The organism is Enterococcus sp. DIV1375a, from assembly GCF_051712205.1.
Classification (GTDB): domain Bacteria; phylum Bacillota; class Bacilli; order Lactobacillales; family Enterococcaceae; genus Enterococcus; species Enterococcus faecalis.
Genome location: NZ_JBIOOM010000001.1, coordinates 1,056,186 through 1,078,034, shown reverse-complemented (window position 1 = coordinate 1,078,034; position 21,849 = coordinate 1,056,186). Strand labels below are relative to the sequence as shown.

The following is a 21,849-nucleotide window of genomic DNA, read 5'->3' as shown; positions in this document are numbered from 1 at the left end:
GAAGCAACAATAAACGAGCAGCCCTAGAATTATCGAACTTCTACGGACTCCTCGTTTTTTAAAATGTGCTATTCATTTGATTTTAACGCTTCAATCATATTGATTTTCTTCAATTTCCGATGCATAATGACCATCACAAACAACGTGAAACACATGGTGATGACTGCGGAATACAGATAACTTGGCCAATGAATAATTGGCGAAAACATAATTAAATCAACTTCAACGGTTGCTAAAATATACTGATGCAAAATTTTCCCAAAGAAGCAGCCAACAATAATACCAATGAACGTTAAAATAATGTTTTCACGGTAAACATAGGTGGTGACTTCACGATCGTAAAACCCTAAAACCTTAATCGTGGAAAGTTCTCGAATCCGTTCAGAAACATTAATGTTGGTTAAATTATATAACACAATTAACGCTAAAGAACCAGAAACAGCAATTAGTACCCAAATGACAATATCAAGGCTTTTCAGCATATCATCAAACGAACCTTTCATCGCAGTTAAAAACGTAATGTTCAACACTTTCGGCTGTTTTGTCAACGCCTCTCCGATTGAGGTTTCTTGTTTTGAGGATAACTTTTTGTCAAAAAGTAGGAATTCTGTATTATACTCCGGCTTCTGTTTCGTCATCGTCTGGTAGAGTTTCGGCGTCATATAGACAAAATGACCCGTGTAGTTCTCTGCAATCGCGGCAATTTTCACGTGATAGGTTTGATTATCACTATTTTCTAAATTTAATTGATCTCCGACTTTATAGCCAAATAATTTAGCTAATTTTTCATTAATGATTACACCGTCATCGTTGAGGGAATATTTTTCTCCAGTGACTCGATCATTAAATAACTGAAAATCAGCCATTTCCGAAGGATTTTGTGGCACATAAAGAGTAATATTTTGAGTTGGTGCGCCTTTGCCCTTCGTTTTAAAGATTTCTGAATATAACGGAATTGTTTTATTCAAACCATCCAGTTTGCGCAACGTTTCTTGATACTCTTTTGTCTCTTCAGATGTTGTTTGCTCTTTAAAAGTCACGACTGCTTGGTAATGCCAGATTTTATTAAATTGAATTGTAGCGACATCCACAATTGAATCGCGTAAACCAAAACCAACAATTAACAGCCCCATACAACCAGCTATTCCGATAACGGTCATCAGCATCCGTCGTTTATAGCGGAACAGATTTCTAGCGGTCACTTTTTGAATAAAGCTCATGCGTTGCCATAAAGGGCGGATTCGTTCTAATAAAATCCGTTGGCCTGCTTTCGGCGCTTTGGGTCTTAGCAAGGTAGCTGGGGTACTTAATAAATCGATTCTTAATGTCACTAAGGCCGCTCCCACAGTACAAGCTAAGGCTACAATGATGCCCCATAAACTGTAATTTAAGTACCACGGTGTAACTAAATCAGGAATATTGTACATTTGACCGTAGGCATCAAAAATTATTTTAGGGAATAGATAATAGCCAACTGCCAATCCTAATAATGCACCTGTTAGGCTGGCAACAGTTGCATAGGTAATAAAAATCGAAGCAATTTCACGATTACGATAACCTAAAGCTTTCAAACTACCAATTTCCATTCTTTTTTCTTCCACCATACGTGTCATGGTAGTTAAGCTGACTAATGCCGCAATTAGGAAAAAGAACAACGGGAACAGCGTGGCTAAAGAAGAAATCCGATCAGCGTTATCTTGATATTCAGAAAATCCTGGATTGTCTTCCCTAGTAAAATAATAATACGTTGGGGCTTTCAAATTGGCTAGCTCTGTTTCTTTTTCAGCCAACAGTTGTTCTTGTTTAGCCAATTCGTCTTTTTGCTTTTCAAGCATCTCAGCTGAAATTCCTGGTTGTTGCTCCAACTGCGCAAGTGCTTGTTTTCCCGTTTCCAGCGCTTGCCGACCTTGGTTAATGTCCGGCTGAGCCGAATCACGCAGAGCCGCAACCTGTTCTTCTGGCCGATTTTTCAGTGCCTCTTTTACTTGATTTAAGGCCTGCTCTCTTTTCTTTTCATAATCAGAGGAATACGTATTTTGATGTTTTAATGAACGAAATGAGATTAGCAATTCTGGATACCGTTGACTGTCAAAGGCTTTTTCCGAAACCACGCCAAAAAAGTTTAACGTTCCAGACCCGACCGTTGTGGTTCCCCTGGATGTATTATCAATATATTCTGGTGAATTGATAAATCCAACAACAGTAAAATGAGTTTGTTTCAGCCCTTTTTCTTTAATCGCTGCATCGTTTAAAGTGATTTTATCACCCATTTTATAGTCATATCTAGTTTTCGCTAATGTATCTAATGCAATTTCATTTGTTTGTTTAGGTAACCGACCGTCAACTACTTGATAGTTAACCGATCCTGCTTGATTTTTTCGATAGCCAAACAATTTTACTGCATTATTTTGCGGCCCAATCGTGGCATCTATTGTATACCGCGGCACAACTGTTTCGACATCTTTTAAAGACTGTAGTGTTGTTAAATCTTTCTTTTCCAGTCCCATTGTAGAAATTATTCGCGCATCTGGAAGCTGCTCTTTCTGGTAATAATTATTCGCGGTTTTAATCATATCTGGTCCAGTAGCTTTCAAACCAACAAAGACCATTACACCAAGGAAAATAATCCCCATAATCGATAAAAATCGTGTAGTAGATTGTCTAATTTCACGTAAGCTTGTTTTAATTAGCGCTGTTTTCTTCATTTTAGGCACCTACCATTCAATTTCAGCAACCAATTTAGGCTGATCATTCACAGTCATTTCGCGAACTTTCGCATCATTAATTCGAATTACCCGATCGGCCATTTCTGCAATGGCTGAATTGTGGGTAATAATTAAGACGGTCGTTCCAGTTTCACGAGCAGTATTTTGCAAAATGGTTAAAATTTGTTTCCCTGTTTCATAATCCAGCGCTCCTGTCGGTTCATCACATAAAAGTAACTTGGGCTTTTTAGCAATCGCACGGGCGATGGTTACTCGTTGTTGTTCACCACCAGAAAGTTGCGCTGGAAAATTATCTAAACGTTCCCCTAAACCCACCGATTGTAAAACATTGGTCGAATCCAACGCATCCGCAACGATTTGCGAAGCCAATTCGACATTTTCTTTTGCCGTTAAATTTGGGACTAAATTGTAAAATTGGAAAACAAACCCGACATCATTTCGTCGATAAGTGGTTAATTGTTTCTCTGAAAACTGAGCGATATCTGTGCCATCAATAATAATTTCCCCTTCATCACAGCTGTCCATTCCACCAAGAATATTTAAAACAGTTGATTTTCCAGCACCGCTGGGGCCTAAAATAACCGCTACTTCTCCTTTTTCCACTTCAAAAGAAATGCCGTCATTCGCAGTAATAGTTGTCTCTCCCATTTGGTAACGCTTGTATTCATTTTTGACTTCAATATAGGCCATCCACTATCCCTTCCCTTCTACATTAAAATAGTAACATATCTGAGAAAACAAGTCTTTCAAAGAAAAGCCTTTTTTGATTTTTTAGCAAATTTACGTATAATAGAAAAGATGGTCCACTTAAATTTGGACTATTGCAAGTATAAAATTAGAGGAGCACGTTATGGCAAACAGAAAGAAGAAACCACCATTTAATTCAACCATCATGCTGACTGGCGCATTAATCATTTTAATTTTAGGCGCGGTTGGCGTTAAAGTTCCTGATGCTTTACAAGATTTATTTAATGTTCAACCACAAACAACCACCCCCTCAAGCACACCAGCACCAAAAGGAGATAATCCCGGACCCATCGAAAATGGTAAAGCCACATTTTCAGCAGAGGAATTAAAGGATAACTCAAACGGCTGGATTACTTATCATTCTCTAGATCGTCTAAAACGAGCGACAGGCGCTGATGCGCTATTAAAACCCGCAATGGTCAATACAGGAACTTCCGCTAATAAAGATATTCGACCAGCTGGTTTCATTTCAGGAAAAGCTAATCACTCGCGTGGCCACCTAATCGGCCGTCAAATGGGAGGCAGTGGTGATGATCCACGTAACTTAACCACCTTGTATCAGAATCCTGTCAACACTCCTTATATGACGAAATATGAAAATCAGATTCGGGCAGCTCTTGATCGCGGCGAAACCGTTCGCTATCGCGTGACACCTGTATATAACGGAAACGATTTGTTGGCTGAAAAAATCATCTTAGAAGCCAAAAGCCTTAAAACAAATTCACCCATTGATTTTTCAGTAACTATTTTAAACAAACAATAAGGAGGAACTTTCATTGGATTTTGAACAGCTAAAAGAAACATTACCCGATGCAAAACCACAAACATTTTTGCAAGCAATCCTCTCTCAACCTCAAGAAGAGGATGCTGAATTAACTTTCAGTGAAGAAATTGATGAACAGTTTGTCGAAAATTGTAAATTTTTAGCCTCTCCAGAAACCATTTCTGAAACAGATGTGGAACATTGGCGCAAACAAGAATTTTTAGTTGTCGCCCAAAGTTTAGATGGCGATTATCTAGCAGGCACCCTAGAGCAAACCTTTGTGATTCCTAGTTCCCTTTACAAAGAGGATATTGAGCAATTTGACAAGCAATTAATCGATTTTTTTATTGCCTACGAGAACAAAGAAATCACTTCTGCGATTTTACCAAAAGAATTATAAAAAAAGCTTGCGGATAAATTTCCGCAAGCTTTTTCTTGTGTCTTATGCTCGATAACGTTCAACGCCATCTAAATAAGTGGCTGCTAATTCCATGGTTGGTTCTAATACGATAAAGTCAGCATCGCGACCATTTGCAATCATGCCACATTGATCATCAATTTTACAGCTAATCGCAGGAACTAATGAAGCCATCATAATTGCTTGTGCAGGTGTTGCAATACCCCAATCAACTACATTTTTAATTGCTTCTTTTAGTTTTAAAATACTACCTGCTAAGTTCCCAGTATCCAAACGAGCCGTTCCTTCTGCTACCACAACAGGAAATTCACCTAAATTGTAGTTGCCATCTGGCATACCGCCAGCCATCATGCAGTCTGTAATTAACGCAACGTGATCATGGCCCGCTTTTTCCATCAATACTTCAGCCGCTTGCGGATGTACATGGTGTCCATCACAAATTAATTCAGAGAAAACGTGTTGTAACGTTAACAATGCACCAACCATCCCTGGTTCACGGTGATTTAAGCCGCGCATCCCATTATATGCATGAACAAAAACGCTAGCGCCTGCTTCAACTGCCACATCAGCTTCTTCTAAGGTCGCATTACTATGGCCTAAAGCAACAACGACACCTTCATCTGTAACGGTTTCAACAAATTCTTTCACACCATTACGTTCTGGAGCCAACGCAATTTTCTTAATAATTCCGCCTGAAGCTTCTTGCCATTCGTGGAATGTATCAAGGTCTGGATCTCCAAAATAACTTGGATTTTGTGCGCCTTTATGTTCTTCAGTAAAGAAAGGTCCTTCAAAGTAAATCCCTTGAATTTTTGCACCAGGTACTTCTTGGTAGACTTGACCAATCGTACGTGCAACGTCTGTTAAACGTTCTTTACTTGAAGTTAATGTTGTTGGTAAAAATGAAGTTACACCACAAGATAACAAGCCTTCAGACATCACTTTAATGCCTTCTGCATCGTTATCCATTACGTCATGATTCATGTAACCATGAATATGAGTATCGACTAAACCTGGGGCAATCCATTTGCCTTCCTCACGAATAATTTTTACGTCCCCTTGCGGTTCATCTTTTGTATAATTACCAAAGATACCATCCGTGATTTCTAAATAACCAGGTCCTTTAACATCGCTTTTTAAAAAGAACTTGTCTGCAAAGATAAATGTTTTCATCTTCATCCTTCTTTCTTTATTTTACTTACTTCAAAAGTACTCTTAATCAGTACAAAAGTCAAGAAATGGTGTAGACCTTTTAAGCAATTCTGAGGATTTTTTAAAGATTGCCACTTTCCACATTTTTCATTTGTTGTGCTAAGTTTAAATAACGTTCTGCTTCTTCGTGTTTATTCTTTCTCATTAAAACTAAATATTTTAGATTTAATAATTCACTTAAATAATAATAACTATTTTTTTTGCGGGCCCAAGTAATTCCTTGATCCACATAAATTTCGGCATCTTTTTCTGTATAATTTTTAAATAAGAAATCAGCATAATTAAAAAATATTTTCGTTAACTCTGCATTACTGCGTTCATTAGGCAATTGATTAAAATAATGAATACTCAAACTTAAAAATCGCTCTGCTTCTACTCGATTGCCCATGTAACCATAAGTGGCACCTAGACAACTAATTAATTGAATCTCTAAATCAGAAACATTTAATTTATCGGCTTTATAGGTGAAAGATAATCCTTTACGCAAACTAGCAATAGCTTTTTCGTAATCATTTAGAACAAACAATTCACAACTACCTAAATAATAATAATATTTTTGCCAGTCCGTATCTAAATACAATTGTTCTTCAATACGATTTTCCTTTAAATAATTTAATAATAATTGATATTTTTTATGGCGAAAATATTCAGCCATTTTTTCAAATGAATACGTAACAACGTGCACATCACCAGATTTATAACGCATAATCTGGTCAACAGTCACACCTAAACGATCACAAAGTTGTTGCATTACGAGAACGTTTGGCAACTCTTCATTGTTTTCAATGCGACTTAAAACACTTTGCGAACAGATGTCTTCTGATAACATTTTCTGTGTCAATTTTCTATTTTTTCTAATTTCTTTAATAACTGCACCTAAAGAATTCATCACAATAGCTCCTATTTATATCGGCCATTTTCCTTGCAAAATGGGGATTTTGTCAAAATATGCGAATTTGCATTATGCTTTTATTGTACTTTATTGCATAATATACTGCAAGAACATTATCTAAGGTTTTCTTAGAAAATAAATAGGTTCATTTTTATTAAAAAGGAAGTGTTATTGTATGGCCGAAGAGAAAAAGGTTCACTTCATTTGGGAAAAAACAAATTATTCAGGCTTTGTGGAGAAGGAGTATGAAAATTCTTATCTCATCGTAGTAGCAAATCCTAGTCCTGATATGGAAGAAAAATATACCAACCGAATGATTATTAGTAAAAAAGCATGTGAAACCGCAGAATAGTATTGTTGATAAAACAAGAACTACCAAAAAATAGCTTCGTTAGAGGCTATTTTTTGGTAGTTCTTTTATTTTTGTTTGTAGGTACTTAAAAATTCACGCATTTTATCTGCTGTAGTTTTTAAGTCTTCCATCTTCGGTAAATAAACAATACGGAAGTGATCGGGTTGTTGCCAGTTGAACCCACCACCATGGACTAATAAAATATGATGTTTGTGTAAGAAATCTAAAACAAATTTTTCATCATCATAAATGTCAAATTTGGCCGTATCAATTTTCGGGAAAATATAGAAAGCTGCTTTAGGCTTCACGGCTGATAAACCAGGAATATCATTTATCGCATTGTAAATAAATTCTCGTTGTTCGTAAATTCTGCCACCTGGTAAAAGTAAATCATCGACACTTTGATAGCCGCCTAATGCGGTTTGAATGATTTGTTGTGACAACACATTCGAGCATAACCGCATGGAAGCAAGCATATTTAGCCCTTCGATATACCCTTTTACTCGTGATTTATCTCCACTTAACACCATCCAACCGCATCGGAAGCCTGCCACTCGATGTGATTTTGACAAACCATTCAATGTTACGACAAATAAATCAGGTGCTAATGTAGCAATCGGTACATGAACCAAACCGTCCATGACCAAACGATCATAAATTTCATCGGAGTAAATAATTAAATCATTTTGACGTGCCACTTCGACAATTTCTAGTAATAACTCTTTCGGATATAAAGCACCAGTCGGATTATTTGGATTTATAATAACGATTGCTTTTGTATTCGAAGTTATTTTTGATTTTATATCATCAATGTCTGGATACCATTCTGCTTGCTCATCACAAATATAATGAACGGGCGTACCGCCCGCCAAAGAAACAGATGCAGTCCATAAAGGATAGTCTGGCATTGGCACAAGTACTTCATCGCCGTTATTTAACAAGCCTTGCATACACATGGTAATTAGTTCACTCACGCCATTACCAGTGTAAATATCATTAATCGTTACATTAGGAAATTTTTTTAATTGGCAATATTGTTCAATCGCTTTTCTTGCAGAAAAAATACCTTTTGAATCGGAATAACCTTCTGAATCGCGAACATTTACAATCATGTCGCGCACAATTTCATTTGGGGCATCAAAACCAAATGGCGCTGGATTCCCTGTATTTAATTTCAAAATACGTATGCCCTCTTCTTGCATGCGTTCTGCTTCTTCTAAAACAGGACCACGGACATCGTAACTTACGTTATTTAATTTATCAGATTTTTTAAAATTTCTCACACGGACTCCCTCGCTTCACAAATTTATACTCTAAAGTTACGCCAACTATAATGAAAAAGCAATAATAAATATCAGAATTTAATAAAAAATTGATGGTTTTTCCGTAATAAACAAGAGCGTGGGACAAAAATCACTTTGGATTTTTGTCCCACGCTCAAAAACTGATAAACGGCGGGAACAGAAGCAACTCCTTATTATTTCTCGGAGTTAAACACTTCTGTCCCGACCTCTTGTTATACTAGCTGATGCAGATGATGGGACTCGAACCCACACGGACATCTGTCCACATGACCCTCAATCATGCTTGTCTGCCAATTCCAACACATCTGCATTTTAAGAGCACTTATTTATCCTAAAATAATTACTGGTCTTTGTCAAGATAACAAAGACCAGAATCGTTAGATTTGTTCTTTTTTCGCTTGCCAGGACAAACGCCCATGACATTTTCCGCAGACATATCGTGTCGTATCAATTCGTCGTTTTCTGAGGATGACTTCTCCACAAGACTGACATTGGTACTGATGGAAAACTGCTTTTTTCCGTTCTACTAGAGGCGGTGCATAACGGGCACCGCCAGTCTTAGCCAATAACTCTTTAAAGTCCTTATCTTTATGCTGATAGCCTTTGCCAGCTAAATGTAAATGATAGTGACATAACTCATGCTTAATGACTTTTTCCAATTCCTCTTGTCCATACTTTAAAAAGACAGTTGGATTAAAATCCAGGTGATGCGAAGCTAAATGATAGCGACCGCCCGTAGTTTTTAACCGCCGATTAAATGTAGCTTGATGCAGAAAAGGTTTCTGAAAAAATACGATTGAAATTTTTTCCACTAGCGTTTGAAGCGCTTGATCTGTCATCAAGACTGGTTGAGACTCTTTCATTACTACTCTTTTCTATCAGCCCGAGGCAACATAGTTAAACTAATACGCCCCTTTTTCAAGTCAACATCTTCTACCCAAACTGTGACTACATCACCCACCGCAACAACATCCGTTGGGTGCTTAACAAATTTAGTACTTAACTTAGAAATGTGGACTAAGCCATCTTGCTTCACACCAATATCGACAAACGCGCCAAAGTCAATTACGTTTCGAACAGTCCCTTGCATTTCCATTCCTGGTTTCAAATCTTCCATCGTCAACACGTCTTTACGTAAAAGTGGCGCTGACATCTCATCGCGCATATCACGACCTGGTTGGATTAAACTAGCAATAATATCTGTGAGTGTTTCTGAACCTACTTCTAACTCAGTAGCTAATTGATTCACTGGTAACTGTTTCAATTTTTCGATAGCTTCTGCTGTCCCTAATTCTTTAGAAGCAATCTCTGCTTTTTCTAAAATTGCTTGTGCTACTGGATAACTTTCTGGGTGAATGCCAGTGTTATCTAACACATTTTTGCCATTAGGAATTCGTAAAAAGCCAATTGCTTGTTCAAATGCTTTTGGTCCTAAACGAGGTACTTTTTTGACTTGATTTCGTGCTGTAAAGACACCATTTTCATCACGATAAGTGACTAAGTTTTGCGCCGTTGTTTTATTTAAGCCAGAAATATGTTGTAAAAGTTGAGCACTCGCTGTATTCACATCAACACCAACTTGGTTTACCGCAGTTTCTACAACAAAATCCAATTGCTCGGCAAGACGTTTTTGCGATACGTCATGCTGATATTGACCGACCCCGACTGCTTTGGGATCAATTTTTACTAATTCTGCCAACGGATCTTGCAAACGACGTGCAATGCTGACCGCACTTCGTTCTTCGACTTGTAAATCAGGAAACTCTTTACGAGCCACTTCACTCGCAGAGTAAACGGAAGCCCCTGCTTCATTAACAATCACGTAAAAGACGTCACGCTTCACCGCTTTTAATTGCTCTGCCACAAACAATTCAGATTCACGACTTGCCGTTCCGTTTCCAATAGCTACCATGTCCACTTGATAGTCTTCAATGATCTTTTTAAAGGCTGGACCAGCGGCTTCACGTTTCGCAGCAGTCGCTGGTTTATGTGGATAAATCACTTGAATTGCTAAAACTTTACCAGTTTCATCGACAACTGCTAATTTACAGCCTGTCCGATAAGCCGGGTCAAATCCTAGAACAACTTTTCCTTTAAGTGGTGACTGTAATAATAAATTACGTAAATTTTCACCGAAAATTGCAATCGCTTGTTCATCAGCTTTTTCTGTTAATTCATTGCGGATCTCCCGTTCAATCGCTGGCCCAATAAATCGTTTATAGCTATCTAAATAAGCAGCCTCAATGTATGGAGCAGCTAAACTTGTTGCTTGTTTGCCGATTAGTTGACGTTGGAAATAATCATTAATTTTTGTTTCATCAGCGACAAGGGAAACCTTTAAAATGTCTTCTTTTTCACCACGATTCGTTGCTAAGACACGGTGCGGCACCATTTTGCTAACTGGTTCTGCAAAATCGTAATACATTTCATAGGTCCGCTTTTCGTCTTTTTCTTCGTCCTTAACTACGCTAACGTATTGCGCATGTTTAACCATATAATCACGTAACCATGTTCGGTATTTTGGTTCATCGCTAATACGTTCTGCTAAAATTTCATGAGCACCTTGCAAGGCTATCTCGGCGGTTGCAACTTCTTTTTCTTCATTAATAAAAGTAGCCGCTTTAGCTAAGATATCCGCGTTTTCAGGTAAAGAGAGCAACCAATCTGCTAATGGTTCCAACCCTTTTTCTTTCGCGATAGTCGCTTTAGTCCGACGTTTTTGTTTATATGGTCGATATAAATCTTCCACTTGTTGCATTTTTACTGCTTTTTGAATATCTGTTTTGAGTTCTTTTGTTAGTTTTCCTTGCTCTTCAATTAAACGGAGAACTTCTTCTTTCCGCTTTTTCAAGTTTTGTAAATAATGATAACGTTCTTCTATTTCACGGATTTGGACTTCATCTAAACTTCCAGTCATTTCTTTCCGGTAACGGGCAATAAAAGGAACTGTATTTCCTTCATTTAATAAAGTTAAAACCGTTGTTATTTGTTTTGAACGATACGTTGTCAATTCTTTTTGAAGTAGCGCTACTACTTCTTCGTTATAAGCTTCTGCCATTAACTAGATACCTCTTTTCTTATGCATACTTATCTATTTTAGCATATTTTTGCTTCTAAATATAGAAGTGAGGTAACTGATTCGTGCGATTAAGGAATCAAAATTCTGGTTGCCACACAGGGGTGCGTTTTTGATATTCGATATCTTGGACAATGCCTGTTTCATTAAAAATTACACCATGTACAGAGCCGCCAAAAATAGCACCACCATCTATCCCAATTTTTCCATCACTTTGCCAAAGGTCCGTGGTCTGCATATCACCATGTAACATCGGAGTAATGGTATGACCAAAAACAATGGTCTTGCCTGTATTATTTTTCCCTTGATGAAAGGGTTCGCGAATCCACAAAAAATCCTTAGGTGCTGTTTGCCGCCAATCTTCCATCGTTAAATCAACCCCAGCATGCACAAATAAGTAATGCTCCCATTCAAAATAAAGTGGTCGTTTTGTTAAAAAATCAATTAACTCTGGATAGCGACTACGGATCATTAAGGCCATTTCTGTTGGTGAGTATTCTGCAGTAGCTCCTGGATGCAAGAGACTTTCAATTGTTTCCTTGCCACCATTGCGAACATATCCTGCAAACCAGTCCTCTGGATTTTGAAGAAACTGCAAAAAATATTCTTCATGATTGCCTCGTAAATAAACAGCGCCGTGTTGCTCGACAAGTTCTTTTCCTTTGAGAAAACAGGCTTTAGAATCCGGACCACGGTCGTTTAAATCACCAATTAAAACTAGCTGATGCTCGACTGGGTCATAGTCTGTGAGTAAGGCATCAAACAAATCTGCTTGTCCATGAATATCACTGATTACATAAACATATGGTTTCATAAATAAGCCCTCCTAACTTGCTTATATTAAGTATACGCTAAATTTTAAAATATTCTCGTAAAATGTTTGGAAATAAAAAAAGAAAATAGGACATAAGTCAAAACGACTTATGTCCCACTCTCTAAATCTTAAAATAATCAGTTGAACAAAAGCAGCACCTACAATTACTCGTTGCAATTTAGCCTTCGAGAGTGATGAACACTTGGAGCTAACTGCTTTTGTCTCTGACTCGTTTGTTTTATTTTTTCTTCTTACCGCCAAACGCATCTTTCATTTTATCAAAGAAGCCTTCTTCTTGTTGTTCAGTTACATTTTGTCCGCCAGCTTTTGCAAAAGCTCGTAGGGCATCCTTTTGTTCTTCATTAAGATTTTTTGGCGTTATTAATTTCACTTTCACGTGTTGATCACCATTGCCCCCACCACGTAAACGTGGCGCACCTTTGCCTCTTAAGCGGAAGTTTGTGCCAGTTTGTGTTCCAGCCGGAATTTTTAATTTCACGTCACCATGAACAGTTGGTACAGTTACTTCGTCCCCTAGAGCCGCTTGGACAAAACTTACTGGTAAATCGTAGTAGATTTCTGCGCCATCTCGATCGAAAATATCACTATCTTCAACACGAAAGACTACATATAAATCACCATATGGTCCACCATTGGTACCCGCTTCTCCTTGGTTAGCTAAGCGCATTTGTTGACCGTCTTCTACTCCAGCAGGCACATTTACTTTGACAGTATGTGCTTTTTTCTCATGACCTGTGCCATGACAAGTTGGACATGGTTCTTTAATTTCTTTCCCTGTGCCATGACACACATCACAAGTTTGACGACTCATCATACGACCTAATGGCGTTTGACGTTCAACATTGATTGTTCCAGAGCCATGACATTTATGACAAGTTTCTGGGTGTGTGCCTGGTTTGGCGCCATTACCGCCACAGGTTGCACAAGTATCTTCTCGATTGTACTTAATCTCTTTTTCGACACCGAAAATAGCTTCTTCAAATTTCAATTGAATTGTATATTGTAAATCGGCGCCTTGTCTTGGTGCATTTGGATCAACAGAACGGCCACCGCCGCCACCAAAGAATGAATCGAAAATATCTTCGAATCCACCAAAACCACTACTGCTAAATCCGCCGCCACCGAAACCGCCAAAGCCACCAGCGCCGCCACCGTAATTAGGATCAGTTCCTGCATGGCCATATTGGTCATAGGCCGCTTTTTTCTGTGGATCACTTAATACTTCATACGCTTCAGAAACTTCTTTAAATTTTTCTTCCGCATCGGCTTCTTTGTTAATATCTGGATGGTACTTTTTGGAAAGTTTGCGGTATGCTTTTTTAATTTCATCATCTGAAGCACCTTTTGCTAATCCTAGCACTTCATAATAATCTCGTTTCGTCGCCATTGACTTCCCTCCAACTTTCTTCAAACTTTACAATGTGTTTAGAACCAGCCAAATTCATCGATTGCTTTCGGTCTCTCTGGTTGGATTATCTGTCACACCTTGAATCAGTGTTACTAGCTGTGAATAGGTATTTTCAGCTTGTTTAACATCGTTGTAATCATACCACAGTTCTTTCAAAACCTAAATAGTTTCTTGCTAACTTGATTGTGGTTGATTTTCTCACAAAAGACAAGGGACTGGGACATTAGTCATTGTACTAATGATCCAGTCCCTAAAATCAATTGTTATTGATTATTTGTCATCACCATTTACTTCTTCAAAATCAGCATCAACAACATCATCAGCGCCACCTTGGGCAGCTTCAGGATTTTCTTGTGCTTGTTGTTGCGCAGCTTGTTCGTAAAGTTTTACTGTTAAGTTTTGGACGATTTCATTCAATGAATCACGTTTTGCTTTCATTTGTTCGATATCGTTTGCTTCGATCGCTGCTTTTAATTCATCACGCGCATCTTCTGCTTTTTTCACTTCTTCAGCGTCTACTTTGCCTTCTAATTCTTTCAATGTTTTATCAACAGTGAATAATAAAGCATCTGCATCGTTACGTAAGTCAACTTCTTCTTTACGTTGTTTATCTGCTTCAGCGTTTGCTTCAGCATCTTTCACCATACGTTCGATTTCATCATCAGATAAACCTGAAGAAGATTTAATCGTGATTGTTTGTTCTTTTTGAGTGCCTAAGTCTTTCGCACGAACATTTACAATCCCGTTTTTATCAATGTCAAAGCTTACTTCAATTTGTGGCACACCACGAGGAGCCGCAGGAATATCTGTTAATTGGAAACGACCTAATGTTTTATTATCAGCGGCCATTGGACGTTCACCTTGTAAAACGTGAATATCAACAGCTGGTTGATTGTCAGCAGCAGTTGAGAATACTTGTGATTTACTTGTTGGAATCGTAGTGTTACGATCAATTAATTTTGTAAATACGCCACCCATTGTTTCAATCCCTAATGACAACGGTGTTACGTCTAATAAGACAACGTCTTTAACATCACCAGTGATTACGCCACCTTGGATTGCAGCACCCATTGCTACTACTTCGTCAGGGTTAACTGATTTGTTTGGTTCTTTGTTTGTTTCTTTGCGAACAGCTTCAACTACAGCTGGAATACGTGTTGAACCACCAACTAGGATAACTTCGTCGATTTCAGAAGGATTTAATCCAGCATCTTTCAAGGCTTGACGTACTGGTACTTTTGTACGTTCAACTAAATCACTTGTTAATTCATCAAATTTTGCACGAGTTAAGTTCATTTCTAAGTGCAATGGTCCTGCTTCGCCAGCAGTAATAAATGGCAAGCTGATTTGTGTGCTTGTTACACCTGATAAGTCTTTTTTCGCTTTTTCAGCAGCATCTTTCAAACGTTGTAATGCCATTTTATCGTTAGCTAAGTCAATGCCATTTTCTTTTTTAAATTCTGCAACCATGTAGTCAATGATTTTATTATCAAAGTCATCCCCACCTAGGTTGTTATCACCGGCTGTTGATAATACATCGAAAACGCCATCGCCTAATTCAAGGATTGACACGTCGAATGTACCACCACCAAGGTCAAAGACAAGAATTTTTTCATCTTTGTCTGTTTTATCTAAGCCATAAGCTAAAGCTGCTGCTGTTGGTTCGTTAACGATCCGTTCTACTTCTAAACCAGCAATTTTACCAGCATCTTTTGTTGCTTGACGTTGCGCATCGTTGAAATATGCAGGAACTGTAATAACTGCTTTTTCAACTTTTTCACCTAAATAGTCTTCAGCAAAACCTTTTAAATATTGTAAGATCATTGCAGAAACTTCTTGTGGTGTATATGATTTTCCTTCAACATCAACTTTGTAGCCAGCTTCACCCATGTGACGTTTAATAGATGAAATCGTATTAGGATTTGTAACAGCTTGACGTTTTGCTACTTCGCCCACTTGAATTTCACCGTTTTTGAATGAAACGACCGAAGGAGTTGTGCGGTTACCTTCTGGGTTTGCAATAATTTTCGCTTCGCCGCCTTCTAGCACTGCGACAGCTGAGTTTGTTGTTCCTAAGTCAATACCAATAATTTTACTCATAGTGAATATCTCCAATCTGTATTAGTTTTCTATAATAATATATTTTTAATTAACGTTTGTTATTGTGCAACAATGACCATTGATGGTCGTAACACACGATCTTGTAATTTGTACCCTTTTTGTAGAACTTCAACAATGGTATCTGCTGGGGTTTCTTCAGAAGCAGGGACTGTTTGAACGGCTTGATGTAAATTTGGGTCAAAGGTTTCACCCATTGCTGGGATTTCTTCAATTCCTTCTTCTTTTAAAGCCACAGTAATACTTTCTAGCACCATCGAAATACCTTTTTTCAAGCTTTCGCCTTGTTCATCTGATACTTCAATAGCCATTGCTCGTTCTAAATTATCAATGGATGGTAAAATCTTTTTACCTAAATCTTGTGAGCGGTAACGAACTAATAATTCTCGTTCGTTTTTATTTCGATTGCTCATATTAGCAATTTCGGCTCTTGCCCGCAAGAACTTGTCTTCCATTTCGGAAAGCTCTGCTTTAAGATTTTCAATCTCTGTTGCTTCAACTTCTACTTCAGAAACGCCAGCAGCATCAACAGCTTCCATTTCTTCTTGTAATTCTTCTTGCTTCTCTTCTTTTTTACTCACTTCAGCAACTTCCTTTCTCTTTATGCATCTACTTCTTATCCTAACAAGGTTTGCTTAATTACCTAAAAAACGGTAATAGTCACCTAGTTGTGAAGCTAGCTCATGTCGAAACGTGTCTACCAAACCGAATATTTTTGAATACGGCATACTGGTTGGTCCTAGCAGGGCAATTGTTCCTTTGCCATGTCCTGATACTTCATACGTAGCAGTGATCATGCTCATATCTTCTAAGAGATTGTTGCCAATTTCTGAGCCGATACGAAAAACAATTGGATTTTCTGTTGTTGCAGAACCATTTAATAAATGCGTCAGCTCATCAGAATTTTGCATAAAGGAATAGACAGATTTCAATTGTTCAATATCTTGTTTGATGCCAAAATCTAACAAATTCATGCGACCACCGACAAAGACTTTTTCTTCAAAGGCATGTCCTAACATCTCATCGAATAAGTTCATCATTCCTTCTGGCGTTTGGAAATAGCGATGTAAAATCATCGGAATCTCCGTCCGTAAACGATGATAAACGGTCAACAAAGGTTGTCCAACCAACTTATCATTGATGATTTGTGTCATTTTTTCAAGATCTTGGCTAGAAACAGCGGCAGGAATGGCAAATACTTGGTTTTCAACATTGCCTTTATCTGTCACTATAATAGCAAGGACTTGCCGATCATTCAAAGGAACCATTCGAAAGCCGGTTAATTTTCGTTCTTTCACTTCAGGTCCTAATGAAAAAGCAGTATAACTTGTCAATTCTGATAGAATTTCAGCTGATTGTCGAATAATATCATTAATCTCATGAAATTCTTTTCCAAAAGATTGACGAATCCTTCTAAGTTCGTTCTCTTCTACTTGTGTTGGTTGTAAAAGATGATCCACGTAGTAACGATAACCAGCCATTGAGGGGATTCGCCCTGAAGAAGAATGAGTCTTAGCTAATAAGCCGTATTCTTCTAATGCTTTCATATCATTACGAATTGTGGCAGAACTAGAGGCAATGCCATCCTCCATCAATTTCTTAGAACCGACAGGTAAGCCCGTGTTCGTGTAATTTTGGATGATAAGTCTCAAGATATTTTGTTGTCTTTCTGTAATCATCGTTATTACCACCCTTCATTAGCACTCTTAACATCTAAGTGCTAACTACATATACTAATATAACAAGTCCTTACCTTTTTGTCAAGGGAAATACGCAACTTTTTAGCACTCTTAACGCAAGAGTGCTAATCGCTGCAAACCACCTTCAAAAACCATCAATACCAACTTTTGTAATAAAAAAATCATCGAAATGCTTTGTCACACTTCGATGATTTTTTTATTTTTTTACTCTTTTTCACTTAACAAAAATGCTTCAAAAACATTATTCCCCACAAATAGCCCTTTTTTCGTTAAACGTAAGATATCTGCTTCTTCAATTAATAATTCTTCTTTGATTAAGCGTTGAATGACCTCTCCATAAATTGCTTCAATTGGTTCCTGAAATTTTTGTTGGAATTTTTGTTTAGAAATGCCTACTTTTTTACGTAAGCCTAAAAATAGCTCTTCTTCTATTTGATTTAGACGAGTTAATTCTTCAGTCTCCACAATTGGCAATTGATTTTCTCGCAAGGGTTTCAAATAATGTTGGATTGGACCGTGATTTTTGTAACGAGTTTGCCCAAGATAGCCGCTGGCACCTGCGCCAAATCCATAGTAGTGGTCATTATTCCAATAAGCCAGATTATGCTGGCTTTCTTTTCCTGTTAAAGCAAAATTACTGACTTCATATTGGTGACGTCCTTTTTTCTCCATTGCTTCAATCGTTTCGTCAAACATTTGTGCTTCGATTTCTTCTTCAGGCAGCTGTAACCGTCCTTGACGAACCCAGTTCATGAACATTGTTTTATTTTCAAGAATTAATGAATAAAGCGAATAGTGCGGCAAGTCCAATGCTAAGGCTCTTGTCAAAGTATCGCGAAAACTTTCCAATGTTTGTCCAGGTAAAGCATAGATTAAGTCAATACTGACATTGGTAAAATTTTCTTTCTCTAAAAATTTCATTGTTTCATAAACATCTGCGGCGGTGTGCTTGCGACCGATTTTTTTGAGCAAGCGATCATCAAATGTCTGAACGCCCATCGAAAGACGATTGACGCCATAGTTTTTCATGACTTGTAATTTTTCTTGGGTTAAATCACCAGGGTTTGCTTCCACCGTAAATTCATTTCGGTCATCAAACGTTAGCTGTTCGCGAACCCCTTTTAGTAGCACATCTAACTGTTTCGCTGATAATGAAGTTGGCGTGCCTCCGCCAATATAGATGGTTTTCATTTCTTGTTCTGGATACAATGCTTGCGTAAGTTGAATTTCTTTTAATAAACTCTGAATATATTCATCAACTGGTTGTCCTTCTAAAAAGACCTTGTTAAAATCGCAATAATAACAAATATGCTCACAAAATGGAATATGAATATAGGCCGACCGATCGAACATCGGCGTTGAAGTTGAAAGTTGGTTTGTTTTGGTCATTAGCTCGTTTTATCTCCTTATTACCAAAAAGCTCGTTCTTTTTGGAAAGTCTCTACTAGCCATACTAACTGTAAATGACAAATAAATCCATAAAAAAATTCGCACAGTCACTTAAAACAACAACGAGGAGCTGTCATAAAAACCGACACCTCCTCAACCTTGAAAGAAAAGTAAAAAAATTTTTCTATATATAATAGTACAAATCAGTTACAGTAATTGACCGTAACGTTTGACGTATAAAACTTTAATGAACGCAACCAGTGCTAAATAAGCAACAATTGTCGGGATTAAATACAAGAAATAGCTTGGTGATAAACCGACAAATCCTAGTTCTGCACCGAAAGCGGTAAAGGGTAAAACAGTTCCGAGAACAATCCCTGCTGTAGTGACTAACGTCATAATTCCAGAAGCACTACTTTGAAGGAAAGGCATTTTTTCTGTTCGTAGGAAATGCAAGACGAGCATTTGGGACCATAAGGACTCAATGAACCACCCTGCATGGAAAATACCGATAAAGAGCAATTGATCTGCTCCATTTAATTCAAAGAATGAGCCACCTAGGATAGCCGGACACACAATAAAATACATAAATAAATAGGTAACAATATCAAAAATAGAACTCGTTGGGCCAAACCAACGCATAAAATTACCAATTGATTTTGGTTCCCATTTTTTTGGTTTTTCTACGTATTCTTCATCTACTTTGTCCCAAGGAACTGACATACACGAAGTATCGTAAATTAGATTTAATAATAGCGATTGAATCGGAGCAATCGGTAAAAATGGTAAAAAGATACTTGCTGGGATCACGGAAAACACATTGCCAAAATTAGAACTTGCTGTTAATTTGACGTACTTCATCGTGTTCGTAAACACGCGCCGTCCAGATAAAATTCCTTTTTCCAAAACCATTAAATCTTTTCTCAATAAAATTACATCCGCCGATTCTTTCGCCACATCGACAGCTGTATCAACAGAGATTCCCACATCAGCAGCACGCATTGCTCCAGCATCATTTATTCCATCACCTAAAAAGCCAACAGTTTGACCATTTTCAGTTAACGCATTTACAATACGAACTTTTTGGTCAGGCGTAATTTTGGCGAAAATATTATACGCTTGAACGGTTTTTCTTAATTCTTCTTGGTTTAATTGTTGAAGTTCATTTCCTGTAATAATTTTTTCGCCAGCCAGACCAACTTCTTTACAAACAGAATGCGTCACATATTGATTGTCCCCCGTTAATACTTTCACAGCTACATTATGTTGATGCAAGGCGTGAATAGCTGCCGCTGCTGTTTCTTTTGGCGGATCCAAGAAGGCAAGATAACCTTGTAAAATCAACTCTGATTCATCTTTAGTTGTATACTCCCATTCAGCCGCTTCGACTTTTTTATCGGCAATTGCTAGAACGCGCAAACCATCTCGATTTAAAGCTTCAACGTCTTTGGTAATTTTTTGACGTAGCGTCTCTGTTAAGGGCACAATTTCGCCATTTAAAAGTACCTGTGTGCAGACCAAGAGCATTTCTTCAACCGCACCTTTGGTAATTAAGCGTGTTTCTCGCGTTTTAAACTCTTTGATAATCACGCTCATTCGACGTCGATTGAAATCGAAAGGAATTTCATCTACTTTATAAAAATCATCTGATTGTATATCACTTTCTTGCGTCGCCGCTTGAATAACGGCGTTATCCATTAAATTACGCAAACCTGTTTGAAAATAACTGTTTAGAAATGCTAAATCCAAGACTTTTTGATCTTCTTGGCACCCAATATTATAGTGGTATTCTAAAATTACTTTATCTTGTGTTAAGGTACCTGTTTTATCCGTACAAAGTACATCCATCCCGCCAAAATTTTGAATGGCATTGACATTTTTCATAATCGTGCCTTCTTTAGCCATTTCTCGAGAACCTTTGACTAAATTGGTTGTTACAATCATGGGTAACATTTCTGGTGTCAAGCCGACAGCTGTGGCAATCGCGAACATTAATGCTTCCACCCAATCGCCTTTTGTTAACCCATTAATTAGAAAAACAGTTGGCGTAATGACCAACATAAAGCGAATCAGCACCCACGTTGTTTTATTAATTCCTGTTTCAAAACTCGTCTGCTGCTGCTCTTCTCCGTTATCAGAAGCCATCCGTCCGAATAAAGTTTGATTACCAACTTTAATGACAATGCCCAAACCAGTGCCACTAATTACATTTGTTCCTAAAAACAAAAGATTGTCGTATTCTGTATCAATTTGATCACTATCTTTTTGATGAGTCGCGTGTTTTTCAATGGGAAAACTCTCTCCAGTCAAGGATGATTGGGAAACAAATAAGTCCTTAGATTGGATTAAACGTAAATCGGCTGGAATCATATCGCCAGCGGATAGTTGGACTAAGTCGCCACACACAACTTCCTCAATAGGAATTTCCATTTGCTTCTTGTCACGAATGACTGTCGCTGTAACTTTAATCATATTTTGTAATTTTTCAACTGCATTGCTTGATTTGACTGATTGGACAAAACTCATCGTGCCGCTTAAGATGACCATCGCTAACATAATTAACACGCCAGTAACATCTTTTTCCTCTGGCGCAGCATAGACATATTCTGTAAAGAATGAAATCGTGGCTAGTGCTAATAACACCAAAGTAAACGGCGTGATATACGATTTTATAAAAAGTCGCAGCCGTGAAGCTTTTTTTTCATTCATAATTTTGTTGCGGCCATAACGTTCTTGTAATTCCTCAATATCTTGGTGTTTAATGCCATCCCAAGTTGAGCCAAAACGTTGTAAAACTTTTTCTACTTCTGAATGGGCAAACTTTTTGTAACTATAGTCATGGCCCAAGTGACGCATTTTCTTTTCCATTTTCTTTCACCTCATTTATCTGTTGTTGACTTGAATTGACG

18 protein-coding genes and 1 tRNA gene are annotated in these 21,849 nt (G+C 37.8%); 3 read left to right on the top strand and 16 right to left on the bottom strand.

Translation table 11 applies throughout. The features are described from left to right. Positions 1-68: 68 nt before the first annotated feature. A complete protein-coding gene (locus IGJ63_RS05335) occupies positions 69-2,705 on the bottom strand; it encodes an FtsX-like permease family protein (RefSeq protein WP_438746055.1) in 2,637 nt (878 codons plus the stop codon). Positions 2,706-2,714: 9 nt separating this feature from the next. Beyond that, entirely contained in the window at positions 2,715-3,416 is a 702-nt protein-coding gene (locus IGJ63_RS05330; protein WP_002363831.1) for an ABC transporter ATP-binding protein, read from the bottom strand. Positions 3,417-3,576: 160 nt separating this feature from the next. Between IGJ63_RS05330 and IGJ63_RS05325 the strand changes: the two genes are divergently transcribed. After that, a complete protein-coding gene (locus tag IGJ63_RS05325) occupies positions 3,577-4,236 on the top strand; it encodes a DNA/RNA non-specific endonuclease (protein ID WP_438746053.1) in 660 nt (219 codons plus the stop codon). 13 nt (positions 4,237-4,249) lie between these two features. Then, positions 4,250-4,636, top strand: coding sequence for a hypothetical protein (locus IGJ63_RS05320; RefSeq protein ID WP_002360464.1), 387 nt, complete (start codon positions 4,250-4,252; stop codon positions 4,634-4,636). A gap of 42 nt (positions 4,637-4,678) precedes the next feature. Here the strand turns inward: IGJ63_RS05320 and nagA are convergent, their stop codons facing one another. Beyond that, complete coding sequence (gene nagA, locus IGJ63_RS05315; protein ID WP_002357814.1) at positions 4,679-5,827, bottom strand: N-acetylglucosamine-6-phosphate deacetylase; 1,149 nt, start codon at positions 5,825-5,827, stop codon at positions 4,679-4,681. A gap of 100 nt (positions 5,828-5,927) precedes the next feature. Next, on the bottom strand, positions 5,928-6,755 hold the full coding sequence (locus IGJ63_RS05310; RefSeq protein ID WP_002381942.1) for a helix-turn-helix domain-containing protein: 828 nt from the start codon (positions 6,753-6,755) through the stop codon (positions 5,928-5,930). Positions 6,756-6,933: 178 nt separating this feature from the next. Between IGJ63_RS05310 and IGJ63_RS05305 the strand changes: the two genes are divergently transcribed. Next, positions 6,934-7,110 (top strand): hypothetical protein, encoded by a 177-nt coding sequence (locus IGJ63_RS05305; protein ID WP_002357816.1) that lies wholly within the window; start codon positions 6,934-6,936, stop codon positions 7,108-7,110. Between the two features lie 65 nt (positions 7,111-7,175). On the opposite strand, the gene IGJ63_RS05300 is transcribed toward IGJ63_RS05305, so the two are convergent. The 12 genes from IGJ63_RS05300 to mgtA form a co-directional block, all read right to left on the bottom strand. Further along, the gene (locus IGJ63_RS05300; RefSeq protein WP_002357817.1) at positions 7,176-8,393 is read right to left on the bottom strand and encodes a pyridoxal phosphate-dependent aminotransferase; all 1,218 of its coding nucleotides are present in this window, start codon (positions 8,391-8,393) and stop codon (positions 7,176-7,178) included. A 246-nt stretch (positions 8,394-8,639) separates the two neighbouring features. Continuing rightward, positions 8,640-8,723: transfer RNA gene (locus IGJ63_RS05295), tRNA-Leu, on the bottom strand. Between the two features lie 68 nt (positions 8,724-8,791). Further along, positions 8,792-9,253: a SprT family protein gene (locus IGJ63_RS05290; RefSeq protein ID WP_002365561.1), complete on the bottom strand. Its 462-nt coding sequence runs from the start codon at positions 9,251-9,253 to the stop codon at positions 8,792-8,794. 26 nt (positions 9,254-9,279) lie between these two features. After that, entirely contained in the window at positions 9,280-11,472 is a 2,193-nt protein-coding gene (locus tag IGJ63_RS05285; RefSeq protein WP_002366578.1) for a Tex family protein, read from the bottom strand. A 97-nt stretch (positions 11,473-11,569) separates the two neighbouring features. Continuing rightward, a complete protein-coding gene (locus IGJ63_RS05280) occupies positions 11,570-12,304 on the bottom strand; it encodes a metallophosphoesterase family protein (protein WP_101732041.1) in 735 nt (244 codons plus the stop codon). A gap of 238 nt (positions 12,305-12,542) precedes the next feature. After that, positions 12,543-13,712: a molecular chaperone DnaJ gene (gene dnaJ / locus IGJ63_RS05275; protein WP_002357822.1), complete on the bottom strand. Its 1,170-nt coding sequence runs from the start codon at positions 13,710-13,712 to the stop codon at positions 12,543-12,545. 54 nt (positions 13,713-13,766) lie between these two features. After that, positions 13,767-13,889 (bottom strand): hypothetical protein, encoded by a 123-nt coding sequence (locus IGJ63_RS05270; RefSeq protein ID WP_002357824.1) that lies wholly within the window; start codon positions 13,887-13,889, stop codon positions 13,767-13,769. 114 nt (positions 13,890-14,003) lie between these two features. Next, the gene (gene dnaK, locus IGJ63_RS05265) at positions 14,004-15,833 is read right to left on the bottom strand and encodes a molecular chaperone DnaK (protein ID WP_002357825.1); all 1,830 of its coding nucleotides are present in this window, start codon (positions 15,831-15,833) and stop codon (positions 14,004-14,006) included. 59 nt (positions 15,834-15,892) lie between these two features. Beyond that, positions 15,893-16,432 (bottom strand): nucleotide exchange factor GrpE, encoded by a 540-nt coding sequence (gene grpE / locus IGJ63_RS05260; RefSeq protein ID WP_002357827.1) that lies wholly within the window; start codon positions 16,430-16,432, stop codon positions 15,893-15,895. 54 nt (positions 16,433-16,486) lie between these two features. Then, on the bottom strand, positions 16,487-17,530 hold the full coding sequence (hrcA, locus tag IGJ63_RS05255; protein ID WP_002357828.1) for a heat-inducible transcriptional repressor HrcA: 1,044 nt from the start codon (positions 17,528-17,530) through the stop codon (positions 16,487-16,489). Positions 17,531-17,755: 225 nt separating this feature from the next. Further along, positions 17,756-18,904 carry a radical SAM family heme chaperone HemW gene (hemW, locus tag IGJ63_RS05250; protein WP_002360468.1) on the bottom strand — a complete coding sequence of 383 codons (1,149 nt, stop codon included), beginning with the start codon at positions 18,902-18,904 and terminating at the stop codon, positions 17,756-17,758. A 243-nt stretch (positions 18,905-19,147) separates the two neighbouring features. After that, entirely contained in the window at positions 19,148-21,808 is a 2,661-nt protein-coding gene (mgtA, locus tag IGJ63_RS05245; protein ID WP_002363817.1) for a magnesium-translocating P-type ATPase, read from the bottom strand. Positions 21,809-21,849: the final 41 nt, after the last annotated feature.

What these genes read in the sequence shown, in the direction of transcription:
- IGJ63_RS05335 (WP_438746055.1), bottom strand. Translation starts at nt 2,705, where the DNA reads ATGAAGAAAACAGCGCTAATTAAAACAAGCTTACGTGAAATTAGACAA.
- IGJ63_RS05330 (WP_002363831.1), bottom strand. Translation starts at nt 3,416, where the DNA reads ATGGCCTATATTGAAGTCAAAAATGAATACAAGCGTTACCAAATGGGA.
- IGJ63_RS05325 (WP_438746053.1), top strand. Translation starts at nt 3,577, where the DNA reads ATGGCAAACAGAAAGAAGAAACCACCATTTAATTCAACCATCATGCTG.
- nagA (WP_002357814.1), bottom strand. Translation starts at nt 5,827, where the DNA reads ATGAAAACATTTATCTTTGCAGACAAGTTCTTTTTAAAAAGCGATGTT.
- IGJ63_RS05310 (WP_002381942.1), bottom strand. Translation starts at nt 6,755, where the DNA reads ATGAATTCTTTAGGTGCAGTTATTAAAGAAATTAGAAAAAATAGAAAA.
- IGJ63_RS05305 (WP_002357816.1), top strand. Translation starts at nt 6,934, where the DNA reads ATGGCCGAAGAGAAAAAGGTTCACTTCATTTGGGAAAAAACAAATTAT.
- IGJ63_RS05290 (WP_002365561.1), bottom strand. Translation starts at nt 9,253, where the DNA reads ATGACAGATCAAGCGCTTCAAACGCTAGTGGAAAAAATTTCAATCGTA.
- IGJ63_RS05285 (WP_002366578.1), bottom strand. Translation starts at nt 11,472, where the DNA reads ATGGCAGAAGCTTATAACGAAGAAGTAGTAGCGCTACTTCAAAAAGAA.
- IGJ63_RS05280 (WP_101732041.1), bottom strand. Translation starts at nt 12,304, where the DNA reads ATGAAACCATATGTTTATGTAATCAGTGATATTCATGGACAAGCAGAT.
- dnaJ (WP_002357822.1), bottom strand. Translation starts at nt 13,712, where the DNA reads ATGGCGACGAAACGAGATTATTATGAAGTGCTAGGATTAGCAAAAGGT.
- dnaK (WP_002357825.1), bottom strand. Translation starts at nt 15,833, where the DNA reads ATGAGTAAAATTATTGGTATTGACTTAGGAACAACAAACTCAGCTGTC.
- hrcA (WP_002357828.1), bottom strand. Translation starts at nt 17,530, where the DNA reads ATGATTACAGAAAGACAACAAAATATCTTGAGACTTATCATCCAAAAT.
- hemW (WP_002360468.1), bottom strand. Translation starts at nt 18,904, where the DNA reads ATGTTCGATCGGTCGGCCTATATTCATATTCCATTTTGTGAGCATATT.
- mgtA (WP_002363817.1), bottom strand. Translation starts at nt 21,808, where the DNA reads ATGGAAAAGAAAATGCGTCACTTGGGCCATGACTATAGTTACAAAAAG.